The organism is Chelativorans multitrophicus (assembly GCF_011317445.1).
Lineage (GTDB): Bacteria > Pseudomonadota > Alphaproteobacteria > Rhizobiales > Rhizobiaceae > Chelativorans > Chelativorans multitrophicus.
Genome location: NZ_JAAAPL010000003.1, coordinates 34124 through 49049, shown reverse-complemented (window position 1 = coordinate 49049; position 14926 = coordinate 34124). Strand labels below are relative to the sequence as shown.

The following is a 14926-nucleotide window of genomic DNA, read 5'->3' as shown; positions in this document are numbered from 1 at the left end:
CAGGCCAATGGACGCGACGCGAAAGAACCACCATCAGCGCAGCGGGACACGCTTCTCGAAGGATGGCCGCACTGTGTTCGTGTGGCTGCGCGTGGATCGCCGGAAGTATGAGTTCGCGCGCTCCTGGGCGCTGCATCATGCGGACGCTGATCCTGACGGCACGGCAGAGGATCAACTCGAAGGGTATCTCAACATGGCGCTCATGGAGCACATGGATGAGATGGACTGGAGAGGATCGCCGGAGATCGAGGCGTACTATCGAGGGTTGCCGAATTACGGAAAACCCGTTGGCGACTCGGACGACGAAATCCCCTTCTAGCCAAGGAAATCCGCGCCTTTCCGGGCATCGCAAGTTTGTGTGACCACATCCCTGAGCTGTATAATTAAAGTAGAGGGCATGAAATGTTGACCGATGAGAAAAATGGCGGAAACACAGGCGAGAACTCGCCTGCCGGTGGCGACGGCCTTGCCAAGCGTTTCGATGCGTCGGCGCGGCCCGTCCTTACCGTCGATGTCGCGAAATATCAGGTGCTGCTCGATGATCCGAGCCTGAGCGAAGCACAGAAAGAGGAATTTCTGCGCGCTCTTTGGTCCATCGTCGTAACCTTCGTTGAACTCGGCTTCGGCGTCCATCCGTTGCAGGAAGTATGTGGACAAGATTCCGAATCTTCTTTTCCGAGCGCAAAGAAGGCTTTCGATCAGGTAGAATCAAAGAAATCAGTGGAAACTCAAGACGACAGAGACTCCGGCCCAACAGCCGGTTTAAAAGATCATGAATACACATAGCAACAGTGATGATATCACCAAGGCAGTCATCTATTGCCGCGTGTCGAGTGCGAAGCAAACGGTGCGCGGCGATGGTCTTGCCTCACAGGAAACCCGTTGCCGCGAGTTTGCAAAATACAAAGGCTATGAGGTTGTCGAAGTCTTCCGTGATGATACGTCCGGCAGCCTTACGTCGCGGCCCGGAATGCAGGCCATGCTGTCCTTCCTCAAGGGGCAGCGTAAGGAGCAGCATGCGGTCATCATCGACGATATCAGCCGCCTCGCGCGTGGCCTCATGGCGCACTTCGAACTGCGGGTGAAAATCGGCGACGCGGGCGGTGTCCTCGTAAGTCCCTCAATCGAGTTCGGCGAAGATTCCGACTCCCAGCTCGTCGAAAACCTGCTGGCGTCGGTTTCGCAGCACCAGCGTCAGAAGAATGGAGAGCAGACCATCAACCGTATGCGGGCGCGGACCCAGAACGGTTATTGGGTTTTCCAGGCTCCCGTCGGCTACCGCTATGAGCGCGCAAGCGGTCACGGCAAGCTGCTGGTGCGTGACGAACCCAATGCCTCCATCCTGCAAGAAGCGCTGGAAGGCTACGCCTCCGGGCGCTTCGAAACGCAAGTCGAGGTCAAGCGCTTTCTCGAACGGCAGCCGTCCTTTCCGAAGGACCTACCGAACGGCGAGATACGCAACCAGCGCATCCATGATCTCCTGACGCGCGTGGTCTATGCGGGATACATCGAAGCCCCGAATTGGGGCGTTGGGCTGCGCAAGGGCCAGCATGAAGGGCTCATCAGCTTCGAGACATTCGAGAAGATACAGGCGCGGCTTAAGAGCACGGCCAAGGCTCCGGCGCGCAAAGACATCAGCGCCGATTTCCCGCTGCGCGGCTTTATCCTGTGCAACGACTGCGGCAAGCCGCTGACGGCCTGCTGGTCGCAAGGCAAGTCGCAGAAGTACCCCTATTACCTCTGCGCGACGAAAGGCTGCGAGAGCTATCGCAAGTCGATCAAGCGCGACGAACTTGAAGCGGCGTTCGAGGGCGTTCTTCAGAGCCTTGAGCCGTCACCCAACCTGTTCAAGATCGTGAAGGCCATGTTCAAGGATGCCTGGGACATGCGGCTTGCACAGGCCAACGAGACGGCAAAGGTTTTGAAGGCCAATGTTGCTCAGATCGAGAAGCAGATTGAAGCGCTGCTCGACCGGATCGTCGAATCAGGAAACGCGAGCGTCATCACTGCTTATGAGAAGCGGATAGCGAAGCTGGAACGCGAGAAGGTGCTGGCGCAGGAAAGGCTCACCGTGACCGGCAAGCCCAGGCTCACCTTGGAGGAGTCGTTCGAACACGCGCTCGCGTTTCTCTCAAGCCCTTGGAACCTATGGTGTAATTCTGACCTGATAGGCAGGAAAACGGTGCTCAGGCTGGCTTTTATGGAGCCGCTGGCATACTGCCGCAATCAGGGACTTCGAACACCTAATTTAGCCTTTCCGTTCAAGGCATTAGGTGGCTTCTACAGTGGAAAATGCGAGATGGCGCACCCGACAGGATTCGAACCTGTGACCTCTGCCTTCGGAGTTTTTTAGACTGCCTTTCGCTACAGATCGCGAGGGCACGCCATGTTTCTCTATCATACTGATTTCAAAAAGAAAATTGGAATTCTCTTTCCTCTGCGCTATCCTACATCCCGCCTGAATTTACTTCCGGCTGCTTCCGTGGTGCTTCCGCGGAATCAGCCCCTCTTCAGGGGAGGTTACGTCTGATGGCAAAACTGACCAAACGAATTGTCGAATCCGCCGAGGTTCGCGAGAAGGACTACTTCGTCTGGGACGACGAACTGCCGGGCTTCGGCCTGCGCGTTTTCGCATCTGGCAAACGCAGCTATCTCATTCAGTATCGAGCCGCCGGTCGCACCCGGCGCTTCACCATCGGGCTTCATGGAATCTGGACGGCCGAGAACGCTCGGCAAGAGGCCAAAGCCCAACTCGGCCGAGTCGCACGCGGCGAGAATCCCTCCGAAGAACGCCAGCTCGACCACAAAGCAATCACGGTGAAAGAACTCTGCACTCTCTATCTGAATGACATGAACGCCGGCCTCATCATGGGAAAAGGCGGTCGACCAAAGAAGCCTACGACGATAGTGACCGATACGGGGCGCATCAACCGGCACATCATTCCGCTTCTCGGCGCCCGCCGAGTGAAGGATCTCGCCAAGGCCGACGTAAACAAGCTCCTCAAAGACGTCATGGCGGGTAAGACCAGGGTTTCGGTCAAGACCGACAAGCTACGGGGAAAGGCTATCGTGCGCGGCGGTGCGGGAACCGCCGCGCGAACCGTCAGTCTTCTTGGCGGCATCCTCACCTACGCCGTAGATGCCGGCATCATAGACCGCAACCCTGCGCACGGCATCAAGAAGCCGAAAGACAATGTCCGCAAGCGTCGGCTGTCCGACGCGGAGTATCGCATCCTGGGCGTCATGCTGCGCGAGGCAGCAGAGGACGAGAAATACGCGATGACCGTCGAGATCATCCGCCAGATCGCCATGACGGGTTGTCGGCGTTCAGAAATCATCTCGCTGACGTGGAACGAGGTCGACACGGATGCGAGTTGCTTGCGTCTCACCGATAGCAAGGAAGGCGCTTCTACCCGACCCATCGGCCTTCCGGTCATCGAATTTCTGGAAGCGCAGAAGAAGAAGGCGACCGCAACTTATGTGTTCCCGGGCACGCGGTCGGACGACGGCGCCTTCGGCAGCTTCCCCAATCATTGGAAGCAGATGTTCAAGGACTCGCCCTTGGCCGGCGTCACACCGCACGTCCTGCGCCACAGCTTCGCGAGCATCGCAAACGATCTCGGCTTCACCGAAGTCTCCATCGCCGCACTGGTCGGCCACTCCAAGGGCACCGTGACGAGCAAATATATCCATACGCTCGACACTGCTCTCATCATGGCCGCCGATACCATCTCCGGCTACATTCAAGGCCTGCTCGATGGCATTGCCTTCAAACAGACCGCGTATGCGTTGGACCGAGATTCCCGAAAAACGGCCCTCGCGAGGTTCCTACAGAACGCGGTCGATGAAGGTGCCGGATCGGCCCCCGACCAGCTCGCCGCCTAATCCTCGCGGAAGACTCATCTTGACTCCGGTGTGGGAAAGTTAGAACAAATAGAGAACATGATGCAGAATCCCAAGCAGGAGGTCAACGACGAACGTGCGGCCACAGCCCGCCCTTGCGGAATTGCGCGCGCAGATCGCCCGGATCGAAGGGCGAAGCCAGCGCGTGCGATCGGCGCTGCCGTTCGGCCTCGCCGAGGTCGACGCGCGCCTTCCGGACGGTGGACTCGCGCTCGGAGCGCTGCATGAGATCGCAGGGGGCGGCAACGGCGTCGTCGACGGGGCGGCCGCCGCGCTGTTCGCCGCCGGGATCGCGGCCCGCACGAAAGGGAAGGTGCTCTGGTGCATCACGCAGCCGGACCTCTTCGCCCCGGCGCTCGACAAGGCCGGGCTGCGTCCCGATCGCGTGATCTATCTGAGAGCGGGCGACCAGACTTCCGTTCTCGCCTGCATGGAGGAAGGGCTGCGCCATGGCGGGCTCGGCGCGGTCGTCGGTGAGGTCGCGCATCTGTCCATGAAGGCGTCCCGGCGGTTGATGCTGGCCGCCGAGGGCACCGGAACGATCGGACTGGCGCTGCGGCGCTGGCGCCGTCAGGCCGACTCCATGGATTTCGGGCAGCCAACCTCCTCGGCCACGCGCTGGCGAGTCTCGGTGCTGCCCTCAACCCCCTTGCCGGTTCCCGGCCTTGGCCGCCACCGATGGCTGGTCGAGCTGATCCGCGCGCGCGCAGGGGAAAGTGCTGATTTCGAGTTGGAAGCGTGTGATGCGAAAACGGGTCGTCTCAATCTACCTGCCGAGCTGGCCGACAGACCGGGTGCGGCGAATGACCGGCTCCGCCGTGCCGCCGGCTGACGCTCCGCTGGTCCTTTCGGGCCGGCAAGGAGCGAAGCGGGTGGTGACGGCGGCGGATGCGGCAGCGCAGGCGATGGGCCTGCGCGCCGGGACGCCGGTGGCCAAAGCCCAGGCGCTCGTCGCCGGGCTCGTCGTGCGCGACGCCGATCCCGTAGGCGACAGCGAAGCCTTGGAGCGCCTGGCGCTCTGGATGCTCCAGCGCTTTTCCCCAATCGTCGCCGCCGACCAGCCGGACGGCATCGTCATCGACAGCTCGGGCGCCGATCATCTGCATGGCGGCGAGGCGGCGATGCTGGACGCGCTGATCGGCCGCCTTGCCATGTCGGGCGTCGAGGCGCGCGCGGCCGTCGCCGACACCTGGGGCGCTGCACATGCGCTCGCGCGATACGCGGCCAGCCCCACCTTCATTGCCGAACCCGAACACGGCGCCGCCGTAATCGCGCCGCTGCCGATCGCCGCACTGCGCCTGCCGCCGGCCATGCCCGCCGAGCTGCGCGTCCTCGGCCTCGAGCGGATCAAGGATTTGCTGTCCCAGCCGCGCGCGCCCCTCGCGCTGCGCTTCGGCCCCGAGCCCGGCCGGCGGATCGACGAGGCGTTGGGCCGCTCGGCCGAGCCGATCGAGCCCATCCGGTTGCCCGAGCTGGCCGAGACGCGGCGGGTCTTTGCCGAGCCCATCTCGGCGGCCGAGACCATCGCGCGTTACATCGAAAAGCTCGTCGTTGCGCTCTGCGCGATCCTCGAACAGAGGGGCCAGGGCGCACGGCGGCTCGATCTCATCTGCCAGCGCGTCGACAACCGCACCGAGGCCGTGCGGGTCGGAACCGCCCGGCCGGTGCGGGACGCCAAGCGCCTGACACGGCTGCTGTGCGACCGGATCGAAACCATCGACCCCGGCTTCGGCATCGAGACCATGACGCTCTGCGCCACGCTTGCCGAACCGCTGACGCCGCGCCAGTCGGCGACCACGCTGATCGAAGAGGCCGAGCCGGACATCTCCGACCTCATCGACACGCTGGCGAACCGGGTTGGCGAACGCGCCATCTATCGGGCTGCGCCCGTCGCCAGCGACGTGCCGGAGCGCTGCGTCCGGCACATCCCGGCGCTTGCCCCCGAGACCGGCGAGACCTGGCCGGACGCCTGGCCGCGTCCTGCGCGGCTCCTGCTCAGGCCGGAGCCGATCGAGACCATTGCTCTCCTCCCCGACCATCCGCCCGTATCCTTTACCTGGCGCGGCGTTCGCCGCCGCGTGGCGCGGGCGGACGGCCCCGAGCGCGTCTTCGGGGAATGGTGGGCGCGGGACGCCGAGATGGCGGCGGTCAGGGATTACTTCCGGGTCGAGGACGACACAGGCGAGCGCTTCTGGCTCTATCGCGCCGGCGACGGTGAAGACCCGGCCACGGGCTCGCATCGCTGGTTCATCCACGGAATCTTCGGATGACCGCGAACCGCTACGCAGAGCTTCAGGTGACGAGCCATTTCAGCTTCCTGCGCGGCGCATCGTCGGCCGAGGAGCTGTTCGCCGCGGCCGCCCTCATGGGGATCGAGGCGCTCGGCATCGTGGACCGCAGCTCCCTCGCCGGGATCGTCCGAGCTTGGGAGGCGGCCAAGGCGACAGGCATACGGCTGGTCATCGGCTGCCGTCTCGACCTGGCCTGCGGCGCGTCGATCCTCGTCTATCCGACCGACCGCGCAGCCTATGCGCGGCTCTGCCGGCTGCTGAGTCTCGGCAAGGGTCGGGCCGGAAAAGGGAAGTGCCATCTCGAATGGACCGATCTTGCGCGCTATGCCGAGGGGCAGATCGCCCTTCTCGTGCCCGACGAGGCCGACGAGACCTGCACGATGCGGCTGCGCCGCCTGCGCGATGTCTTCGGGGATCGCGCCCATCTCGCGCTCACCCTGCGGCGCCGTCCCAACGACCAGATGCGCCTCCATGAGTTGTCCGGCCTTGCGTCGCGCATGGGCGTGGCATGTGTCGTCACCAACGACGTCCTGTTTCACGAGCCGGGACGCCGCGTTCTCCAAGACGTGGTGACGGCGATCCGCCACACGACCACCGTGGATGCGCTCGGCTTCCGCCGCGAGCGCCACGCCGATCGCTATCTCAAGAGCCCCGAGGAAATGCACCGGCTGTTTGCCCGCTATCCCGAGGCGCTGGCGCGCACGGTCGAGATCGCGGAGCGTTGCCGCTTCTCTCTCGACGAGCTGGTCTATCAATATCCCGAGGAGCGCGACGACCCCGCGCTGTCTCCCCAGCAGACGCTCGAGCGCCTGACCTGGGAAGGCGCTGCGTCCCGCTATCCCGACGGCCTGCCCGACACCGTGCGCGCCACGCTTAACCATGAGCTGGGCCTCATCGCCCAGCTCGACTACGCGCCCTACTTCCTCACCGTCCATTCCATCGTTCGCTTCGCGCGCAGCCAGGGCATCCTGTGCCAGGGGCGCGGCTCGGCCGCAAACTCGGCGGTCTGCTATGTGCTCGGCGTCACCTCGATCGACCCGGACCGCAACCAGCTCCTCTTCGAGCGCTTCGTCTCGGCCGAGAGGAATGAGCCGCCCGACATCGACGTCGATTTCGAGCACGACAGGCGCGAGGAGGTCATCCAGTGGATCTACGCGACCTACGGCCGCGACCGTGCCGCGCTGTGCTGCACTGTGATCCGCTACCGCGCCAAAGGCGCGCTCAGGGACGTCGGCAAGGCGCTCGGCCTTCCCGAAGACCTCATCAGCACGCTCTCCACCCAGGTTTGGGGCTGGTCCGAGCAAGAAGTCGGTCCCCAACACGTCGATCAGCTCAACCTCAACATGGCCGACCGGCGGCTGCGGCTGACGCTGGAGCTTGCCCGCGCCCTGATCGGCTTTCCCAGACACTTGAGCCAGCATCCAGGCGGGTTCGTCCTGACGCGCGACCGGCTTGACGATCTGGTCCCGATCGAACCCGCAGCGATGGAGGCTCGCCAGACTATTGAATGGGATAAAGACGACATCGACGCGCTCAGGATGATGAAGGTCGACGTCCTCGGTCTCGGCATGTTGAGCTGTATGCGGCGCGCCCTCGACCTGCTGGCCGAGCACAAGGGCGTCGCGCTCGATCTCGCCTCCATTCCGGCAGAAGACCCCCGCACCTACGCCATGATCCGGCGCGCCGATACGCTTGGCACTTTCCAAATTGAGAGCCGGGCACAGATGTCCATGCTTCCCCGGCTCAAGCCCCGCACCTTCTACGATCTGGTCATCGAGGTCGCCATCGTGCGGCCTGGTCCCATCCAGGGCGATATGGTCCATCCCTATCTGCGGCGACGGGAAGGCCGCGAGGACGTCCATTATCCCAAGCCCGAGCTGGAAGCCGTGCTCGGCAAGACGCTCGGCGTGCCGCTCTTTCAGGAGCAAGCCATGATGGTTGCGGTGTCCTGTGCGGGTTTCACGCCCGGCGAGGCCGACCAACTGCGGCGCTCCATGGCCACCTTCAAATTCACCGGAGGAGTCTCGAAATTTCGCGATAAACTCGTCGCCGGCATGGTCGCCAACGGCTATGAAGAAGCCTTCGCGCTCGCCACCTTCAAGCAATTGGAAGGCTTTGGTAGTTACGGCTTCCCGGAATCGCACGCCGCATCCTTCGCCCTGATCGCCTATGCCTCGTCGTGGGTGAAATGCTGGCATCCGGACGTCTTTGCCTGCGCGCTCCTCAATTCCCAGCCGATGGGGTTCTACGCCGACGCCCAGATCGTGCGCGACGCCCGCGACCACGGCGTCGAGATCCGACCCGTCTGCATCAATAGCTCGCGCTGGGACTGCACGCTCGAACCGACCGCCGACGAAAGCCGCTTCGCGGTGCGCCTCGGCATGAGAATGGTCAAGGGGCTGCCCAACCGCGATGTGGCCGCGATTGTCGCGGCGCGCGAGGAGTTGCGCTTCGCCTCAGTCGACGATCTTTGGCGGCGCGCCGGCGTCCCGACCGCTGCGCTCACCCGGCTCGCCGAGGCCGACGCCTTCCGTCCCGCCTTCGGCCTGGCCCGGCGCGAGGCGCTATGGGCGATCCGCCCGCTGCGCGACGAGCCCTTGCCGCTCTTTGCCGCCGCCGCCCGCCACGAACCTGAACCGGCCCCGGAGCTTCCCGAGCCGCCCGTCCGGCTTCGCCCGATGACCGATGGCCGGGAAGTGGTCGAGGACTACGGCCACACCGGACTTTCGCTCCGCGCCCATCCGGTGTCGTTCCTGCGCGCCGATCTGGCCCGCCGCCGCATCGTGCCCTGCGCGCAAGCGATGGGCGCGCGCGACGGGCGCTGGCTGGAGACCGCCGGGCTGATCCTCGTCCGGCAGCGGCCCGGCTCGGCCAAGGGCGTGATGTTCGTGACCGTCGAGGATGAGAGCGGCATCGCCAACATCGTCGTCTGGACCAAGACCTTCGAGAAATACCGCCGTGTCCTTCTTTCATCGGCCATGCTCGGCGTGAAGGGTCGCGTCCAGCGTGAGGGTGAGGTGGTGCATGTCGTCGCCCACCACCTCACCGACCTGACCGCGCTTCTCCAGACCGTGGGCCAGCGGGAGGGTGAATTTCCGCTGCCGCACGGCCGCGGGGACGAGTTCCACCATGGAAGCCCGGCTCCCGATCCGCGCACGTTGCCCAAGGTGCCGCGCACGCGCGACATCGGCGATCCCTACCAACATCTGGACGAAATGGGCGACGGCAAAGGCGAAATCCGCGTCAGGACGCGGGATTTCAGATGACGGATCAAGCCGCCAACATCCTGCACGCCGACCTCGACGCCTTCTATGCCAGTGTCGAGCAACTCCTGAATCCAGCCCTGCGTGGCAAGCCGATCGCAGTCGGCGGCGGCGTGGTCCTGGCCGCCAGCTACGAAGCCAAGGCGTTCGGCGTCAGGGGCGGCATGGCCGGCAGGAAGGCGCGGGAACTCTGCCCGCAGCTCGTCTTCGTCGGCGGCCATTTCGAGGACTATCAACGCCTTGGTGACGCCGCAATTGCCATCATCGGCGACTTCACGCCGCTGGTCGAGCGCATCTCGATCGACGAAGCCTTCGCGGACGTCACCGGCTGCACCCACCTCTTCGGTCCGCCAGCCGAGATCGCTGCCGAGATCCGCCGACGCATCCGCGACCGGCTCGGCCTGCCGATCTCGGTCGGCGTAGCGCGCACGAAGCACCTCGCCAAAATCGCCTCGCAGGTCGCCAAGCCCGATGGCCTCGTCGTCGTCGATCCGACCCGTGAGATCGACTTTCTCCATCCCCTCCCGGTCGGGCTGATGTGGGGCGTCGGCCCAGTCACGCAGGTCAAGCTGCGCGAGCAGGGTATTCTCACCATCGGCCAGTTGGCGGAAACGCCAGGCCACTCACTCGCACGCCTGCTCGGCCCGGCAGCCGGCGAGAAGCTGTCGGCGCTCGCCTGGAATCGCGATGCGCGCGAAATCCGCACCCACACCCGCGCCCGCTCAGCCGGCGCACAGTCGGCGCTCGGTCGAAAGCCGGCCACCGAACAGGTCTTCAAGCCCGTTGTTCGCCATCTGGCCGATCGCGTTGCCGCGCGGCTGCGCGACAAGGCGCTCGCGGGCCGCACGATCACCGTGCGCGTGCGCTTCGTCGACATGCACGCCGTTACGCGCTCGCTGACCCTCGACGCGCCGATCTCGGCGACAGCGATGCTGGCAGAGATCGCCGAGGAGCTGGTGCGCGCCGCCTTGGCCGATCATCCGCGAGAGCGGTTCATCACGCTGGTCGCCGTCTCGATCTCGCATCTGCGCCAGCAGCCTGCGATCCAGCTCGACCTCCCGCTCGGCCTGCCGGACGAAAAACACCGGCCCGGCACCCGGCAGGGCATCGCTCGCTGGTCGGCCGACCGGGCCATGGACGCCGTGCGCGCCCGCTTCGGCCGCGACGCCTTGGGCTATGCCACCGCGCAGCTCGACCGCGGGCGTTCAGTGCCGGACGCCTTCAGGGAACTGGCCGAAAAGAACCTCGGAAATGTTGATCGCGGCGATGGCTCTGACATAGACTGAGGCTGCGTCCGAATGTGATTGCTTGCCCTCACGCCGCCGTGGAGGGCAGCCGAGCGCAAACGGATATGGGAGCGCGCGACATGCGCCTCACCGCGAATACCCTTCGATTCGTCCTGGCCTACACGCTCGTCGGCATCGCCTTTCTCGCAACCCTGGTCCTCGGCTACGACTTTGGCATCCCCGGCATGCTCGTTTTCGTTCCCCCGATGGTCGCCTCCTATGGTGTGCTGCTCGCCCTCTCACGCACGCCCTGGCTCGGAGACGTCGCGCACGGGCTACAGAACGCGCCTTCACACCTCGTCTCCATGACGCTGGCCGCGATCGTCCTGCTCTGGGCGTCTTCCCTTACCGGATTTTATGAGCAGGTTGCGGCGTTCAATGCGGGGGCGCCTTTGACGGCGCGCCTCGTCATCGACGTCATCGCAATCGGACTGCTCGTTGCCGGCGCCTTCGTGGCCGGGATCGCACTGGCGCACCGTGGCGTCCCCGACATGGACGTTCTCCATCCCTTCGTCGCGGCAAACATGCTCTTGCTCGCCTACACGCTGGCCACGACGGCGATCGCCGGACTTCCGGCTGGGCCGAATCCGCAGATACCCGCCGCCGCTCTCGCGTTGATGGCGATCGGCTATGTCCGATGGGCTATTCGTTCCCGACGCGAGGCGGCGCACGCCGCTCGCGATGCACGTCGCTAGGCGGCGCCCTTGCGCACCGTCTCGACCGCAAGCGATCCGGCTCCGAGCGGATGGAGAAGTTCCGACTCCGGCCTCGTCAGCCAGATCCACGCTGCCCAATCCTCGGGGCGCAGAACCACGATCTGGCGATCGTGATAGGGCTTCACGTCCGGGCCGGGCTCGGTCGTCAGCATCGCGAAGGCCATCGGATGGTTGCCCTTGGCTTCACGCCAGATGCCGGCGATCGCCATGAACGGGGCATCGTTTAGCGTGAAGCGATGCTTGGTCTTCGGATATTTGCTGCCCGTGAACTCGAAAAAGCCCGACGAGGGGATCAGGCATCGTCTCGTCTTGGAGAAGTCGCGGCCTTCCGAGCGGAAGTTGAAGACAGGCCCGCGCTTGGGCTGGTCGGACGGCAGGCCGAAATTCATCGGCGCCAGCTCGATCTCGGTGTCGTTCGCGGTGGACCTCATGACCGGCCCCATCTCGTTAATGCGAATGTTGCTAGCGAAGGGAAGGTCGAGTTCGGTTTGCTGCGTCGGAACGTTCAATTCCAACGCCTGCATCATCTTGACGTATTCAACCCATTTGACGTGTTGCTCGTAGGCATTGCACATTGCGCAAGTCTATCGCGAAAATCTGGGAACTTCGAGGCTGGGCGTCGCCCTCCGGGCCGGGCTCTCGGCTGGCGCTGAAGCACCGCTAAGCGGGTCTTCACCCTGGCGGGCTTCGATCCCTGACGCGAGAGGCTAGCCGCCGCGAACCGCAATCCGCCACGCATCGGCTTGTCACACACAGATACTTGTTCAAGGAGAAGCCGTGTAGATGGATGTGCTCAAGGATCTCCCACCGGGAACGATTTGGCCGCACCTGCTCGACGCGATCGAGCATCAGGTGCTCGCCGACCTGCGATCCTACGCGCAGTCTCGGAAGAACGATGTCGAGCGCGGGGCCGAGACGCCGGACCTAGCCGCGCTGATCGTCGACAAATATTGCGAGGGTCTCGCCAAGGCGCTGCGCATCGCCGGCATCGACTCGATGGTGCGCAGGGAAGGCGATCGTCTCTGCCGCGAAATCGACCCTGATTTCGACGCACACCGCAACGCGCGTTGGGCCGCGCGGCCCTGTGCGCTGTCTTATTGATCGCACCCGTCGAGGCGCCGCTTTGCGCCGGCTCGGCCGGCGCAGCGAGAGGAAGAGGATGGCCGGGTTGGCCGTGACGGGTTGAGGATCGGGAGAGAGGCTCCCGAGGCCCGTCGCGGAGACCGATCCCGATGGCCAGGAAATCCCAACGCCCCGGCAACGACCGGCCAAGCCTATACGACGACATCACCGACAAAATCATCGCCGAGCTGGAGGCCGGAAAGCTTCCATGGGTCCAGCCCTGGGGCAGCACCGCCGCCCCGCTCGCCATGCCGAAGAACGCTGCCACCAACCGGCACTATTCAGGCATCAATGTGCTGCTGCTTTGGGGCGCAGTGGTCCAGCACGGCTACCCCTGCCAAAGCTGGCTGACCTACAAGCAGGCCGAGTCGCTCGGCGGCAACGTGATGAAGGGCGAGCGCGGCACGACGATCGTCTATGCCAACAAATTCGTCCCCGACGGCGAGAAGACGCGGGCCGCAGAGGTCGGCGAAGACCCGCAGGCGATCCCGTTCCTCAAGCGCTACAGCGTCTTCAACGCAGCCCAATGCGAGGGCCTGCCCGACGACGTCATGGCCGCGGCACCGCCGCCGCCTCCCGGTCTGATCGAGCCCAGGGTCGAGGCGCTGATAACGGCAACGGACATCGACCTGCGCATCGGCGGCAACCGGGCCTTCTACGTCCCGGCGCTCGACTATGTTCAGGTCCCGCCGCCGCAAGCCTATTTCGAGCCCATCAACTGGCATCGCACCGCCCTGCACGAGCTGGGGCACGCGACGGGCCATGCCTCCCGGCTCGGCCGTGACCTCTCGGGCGGCTTCGGCACGAAGAAATACGCCTTCGAGGAGTTGGTCGCCGAATTGAACGCGGCGTTCTGCTGCGCCTCACTCGGCATCACGCCCACGGTGCGCCATGCCGATTATATCGGCTCCTGGCTCGAGGTGCTGCGCGAGGACAACCGCGCCATCGTGCGGGCCGCCAGTCTCGCCAGCAAGGCGGCTGACTGGCTGCTCGGCTTCCTGCCGGAAAGCGCCGAGGCCGATGACAGCGGCGACGCCGACATGGGCGCGGTCGAGATCGACAGGAGGGCGGCATGATCCTCCTCACCGACGAGTTGCGCGCCCAGCTTCTGGCCAATGGCCGCATCCGCGACGCCGACCATGTGCCGGTGGTGAAGTTCTTCAATCCGCTCGGCGCCGGCGTCTGGCTGGCCACCGAACTGGACGGGGACGGCGATACGCTTTTCGGTCTCGCCGATCTCGGCGAGCCGGAGCTGGGCTATTTCTCGCTCGAGGAAATGATCTCGGTGCGCCTGCCGTTCGGGTTGGGCATCGAGCGCGACGTCCTCTTTACCGGCGACTTTCCGATCTCGGTCTGGACCGAGGCTGCGCGGGAGGCCGGCAGCATCCGCGCGGCCGAACGGATCATCCGCACGGCACGGCAGTCGCGGTGGGAGGGCGTGTGATGCGCTTCCGCCGCTGGCACAGGCCCGAACCCTACAATGACACGTCGCGCAAGCGCGCGGCGTTCCTCCGCAAGCAGCGCCTCGAACGGGAGGCGCTGCCCCTCTTCGCCGACCAGATCGCCGACGGCCAGCACGGCGTCGACGAGGAGATGGCCCGTCGCGGCGTCTGGTGGGACGAGGCCGAGCGGGAGCGCCGCCGCATGCGGGCGGCCTCCTGGCGCAAGGCCCGCGCGCGTCTCTTCGCGTTGCCCGACGCGCTGCGGCGCACCGTGCGCGAGATCTGGCGGGATTGCCCCTATCCCGCCGATCCGGGGTATTTCGCCGATCTCCTCCATCAGATCGACGTCGGCCGCGTCGATCCGCACCGTCCGCCCTGGAAGTTCCATCCCGAGCTGAAGGCGCGGATGACGCCTGACCCGTCGAGCTTCGACGCGGCCTTCCGCCAGATCGGCCAGCGTAAGATCGGCGGCGCGCCGAAGACCACGGAAGCCGACGAGCTGCTGTTCTGCGGCAATCTCGGCTCCGGCATCCTGTTCCTGCGCTCGCGTGTCCGTCTCATCGAAAGGCACGAGAGCTTCTACACCTCATCCAACCATCGCCTGCGGGACTCCAAGGTCGGCAGCGGCGGCCATTTCGTCGAGATCTAAGTGACGGGCGAGTGCTCCGACACGGACCTGGCCACCATCGAGCGCATCGCACAGGCGGCCGACACGCGGCCGGTTGTAGTCCGGCGGGCGGCACGGCCCGGACGGGTCACGAGCGGGAGGGCGGCGTGACGATCACGACTGCTCTTGGCCGCCGCCGCTCGCCATAGGCGGTGTTCTCCCCGCCTGCAGCCGCAGCCCCCGCAAAGTCGACGGCCTTGCCGTTCCCCATCGCAAGCCGCCCGCAGGCGACCGCT

Annotated in this window: 15 protein-coding genes; 13 read left to right on the top strand and 2 right to left on the bottom strand. The window is 65.1% G+C overall.

Annotation, left to right across the window (positions count from 1 at the left end):
* The first annotated feature begins 7 nt into the window (after positions 1-7).
* The 9 genes from GNP00_RS14705 to GNP00_RS14665 all read left to right on the top strand — a co-directional run bounded on the left by GNP00_RS14705 (position 8) and on the right by GNP00_RS14665 (position 11438).
* Positions 8-319 carry a hypothetical protein gene (locus GNP00_RS14705; RefSeq protein WP_011583111.1) on the top strand — a complete coding sequence of 104 codons (312 nt, stop codon included), beginning with the start codon at positions 8-10 and terminating at the stop codon, positions 317-319.
* A gap of 83 nt (positions 320-402) precedes the next feature.
* On the top strand, positions 403-786 hold the full coding sequence (locus GNP00_RS14700) for a Cas5 family CRISPR-associated protein (protein WP_011583112.1): 384 nt from the start codon (positions 403-405) through the stop codon (positions 784-786).
* Entirely contained in the window at positions 773-2353 is a 1581-nt protein-coding gene (locus tag GNP00_RS14695; protein WP_011583113.1) for a recombinase family protein, read from the top strand. Before GNP00_RS14700 ends, GNP00_RS14695 begins: the two co-directional genes overlap by 14 nt.
* A gap of 176 nt (positions 2354-2529) precedes the next feature.
* The gene (locus GNP00_RS14690) at positions 2530-3885 is read left to right on the top strand and encodes a tyrosine-type recombinase/integrase (protein WP_011583114.1); all 1356 of its coding nucleotides are present in this window, start codon (positions 2530-2532) and stop codon (positions 3883-3885) included.
* 94 nt (positions 3886-3979) lie between these two features.
* A complete protein-coding gene (locus tag GNP00_RS14685; RefSeq protein ID WP_011583115.1) occupies positions 3980-4735 on the top strand; it encodes a hypothetical protein in 756 nt (251 codons plus the stop codon).
* Positions 4707-6173, top strand: a complete 1467-nt coding sequence (locus GNP00_RS14680) for a Y-family DNA polymerase (protein ID WP_083764542.1) — start codon at positions 4707-4709, stop codon at positions 6171-6173. The genes GNP00_RS14685 and GNP00_RS14680 overlap by 29 nt, the downstream gene beginning before the upstream one ends.
* Positions 6170-9460, top strand: coding sequence for an error-prone DNA polymerase (locus GNP00_RS14675; RefSeq protein ID WP_011583117.1), 3291 nt, complete (start codon positions 6170-6172; stop codon positions 9458-9460). The genes GNP00_RS14680 and GNP00_RS14675 overlap by 4 nt, the downstream gene beginning before the upstream one ends.
* Positions 9457-10743: a DNA polymerase IV gene (gene dinB / locus GNP00_RS14670; protein WP_011583118.1), complete on the top strand. Its 1287-nt coding sequence runs from the start codon at positions 9457-9459 to the stop codon at positions 10741-10743. Before GNP00_RS14675 ends, dinB begins: the two co-directional genes overlap by 4 nt.
* Before the next feature lie 80 nt (positions 10744-10823).
* A complete protein-coding gene (locus tag GNP00_RS14665; RefSeq protein WP_011583119.1) occupies positions 10824-11438 on the top strand; it encodes a hypothetical protein in 615 nt (204 codons plus the stop codon).
* Here the strand turns inward: GNP00_RS14665 and GNP00_RS14660 are convergent.
* Positions 11435-12034 (bottom strand): SOS response-associated peptidase, encoded by a 600-nt coding sequence (locus GNP00_RS14660; protein WP_011583120.1) that lies wholly within the window; start codon positions 12032-12034, stop codon positions 11435-11437. The genes GNP00_RS14665 and GNP00_RS14660 overlap by 4 nt on opposite strands.
* A gap of 208 nt (positions 12035-12242) precedes the next feature.
* On the opposite strand from GNP00_RS14660, the gene GNP00_RS14655 reads away from it, so the two are divergent.
* The 4 genes from GNP00_RS14655 to GNP00_RS14640 all read left to right on the top strand — a co-directional run bounded on the left by GNP00_RS14655 (position 12243) and on the right by GNP00_RS14640 (position 14672).
* Positions 12243-12560, top strand: coding sequence for a hypothetical protein (locus GNP00_RS14655; protein ID WP_011583121.1), 318 nt, complete (start codon positions 12243-12245; stop codon positions 12558-12560).
* Between the two features lie 131 nt (positions 12561-12691).
* Positions 12692-13657, top strand: a complete 966-nt coding sequence (locus GNP00_RS14650) for an ArdC family protein (protein ID WP_011583122.1) — start codon at positions 12692-12694, stop codon at positions 13655-13657.
* On the top strand, positions 13654-14025 hold the full coding sequence (locus GNP00_RS14645) for a DUF2958 domain-containing protein (RefSeq protein WP_011583123.1): 372 nt from the start codon (positions 13654-13656) through the stop codon (positions 14023-14025). Before GNP00_RS14650 ends, GNP00_RS14645 begins: the two co-directional genes overlap by 4 nt.
* Positions 14025-14672, top strand: coding sequence for a hypothetical protein (locus tag GNP00_RS14640; protein ID WP_011583124.1), 648 nt, complete (start codon positions 14025-14027; stop codon positions 14670-14672). Before GNP00_RS14645 ends, GNP00_RS14640 begins: the two co-directional genes overlap by 1 nt.
* Positions 14673-14778: 106 nt before the next feature.
* Here the strand turns inward: GNP00_RS14640 and GNP00_RS23610 are convergent, their stop codons facing one another.
* Positions 14779-14901 carry a hypothetical protein gene (locus GNP00_RS23610; RefSeq protein ID WP_281352083.1) on the bottom strand — a complete coding sequence of 41 codons (123 nt, stop codon included), beginning with the start codon at positions 14899-14901 and terminating at the stop codon, positions 14779-14781.
* Positions 14902-14926 lie beyond the last annotated feature (25 nt).

What these genes read in the sequence shown, in the direction of transcription:
- GNP00_RS14700 (WP_011583112.1), top strand. Translation starts at nt 403, where the DNA reads ATGTTGACCGATGAGAAAAATGGCGGAAACACAGGCGAGAACTCGCCT.
- GNP00_RS23610 (WP_281352083.1), bottom strand. Translation starts at nt 14,901, where the DNA reads ATGGGGAACGGCAAGGCCGTCGACTTTGCGGGGGCTGCGGCTGCAGGC.
- GNP00_RS14665 (WP_011583119.1), top strand. Translation starts at nt 10,824, where the DNA reads ATGCGCCTCACCGCGAATACCCTTCGATTCGTCCTGGCCTACACGCTC.
- GNP00_RS14640 (WP_011583124.1), top strand. Translation starts at nt 14,025, where the DNA reads ATGCGCTTCCGCCGCTGGCACAGGCCCGAACCCTACAATGACACGTCG.
- GNP00_RS14655 (WP_011583121.1), top strand. Translation starts at nt 12,243, where the DNA reads ATGGATGTGCTCAAGGATCTCCCACCGGGAACGATTTGGCCGCACCTG.
- GNP00_RS14680 (WP_083764542.1), top strand. Translation starts at nt 4,707, where the DNA reads ATGACCGGCTCCGCCGTGCCGCCGGCTGACGCTCCGCTGGTCCTTTCG.
- GNP00_RS14675 (WP_011583117.1), top strand. Translation starts at nt 6,170, where the DNA reads ATGACCGCGAACCGCTACGCAGAGCTTCAGGTGACGAGCCATTTCAGC.
- GNP00_RS14695 (WP_011583113.1), top strand. Translation starts at nt 773, where the DNA reads ATGAATACACATAGCAACAGTGATGATATCACCAAGGCAGTCATCTAT.
- GNP00_RS14645 (WP_011583123.1), top strand. Translation starts at nt 13,654, where the DNA reads ATGATCCTCCTCACCGACGAGTTGCGCGCCCAGCTTCTGGCCAATGGC.
- GNP00_RS14650 (WP_011583122.1), top strand. Translation starts at nt 12,692, where the DNA reads ATGGCCAGGAAATCCCAACGCCCCGGCAACGACCGGCCAAGCCTATAC.
- dinB (WP_011583118.1), top strand. Translation starts at nt 9,457, where the DNA reads ATGACGGATCAAGCCGCCAACATCCTGCACGCCGACCTCGACGCCTTC.
- GNP00_RS14705 (WP_011583111.1), top strand. Translation starts at nt 8, where the DNA reads ATGGACGCGACGCGAAAGAACCACCATCAGCGCAGCGGGACACGCTTC.
- GNP00_RS14690 (WP_011583114.1), top strand. Translation starts at nt 2,530, where the DNA reads ATGGCAAAACTGACCAAACGAATTGTCGAATCCGCCGAGGTTCGCGAG.
- GNP00_RS14660 (WP_011583120.1), bottom strand. Translation starts at nt 12,034, where the DNA reads ATGTGCAATGCCTACGAGCAACACGTCAAATGGGTTGAATACGTCAAG.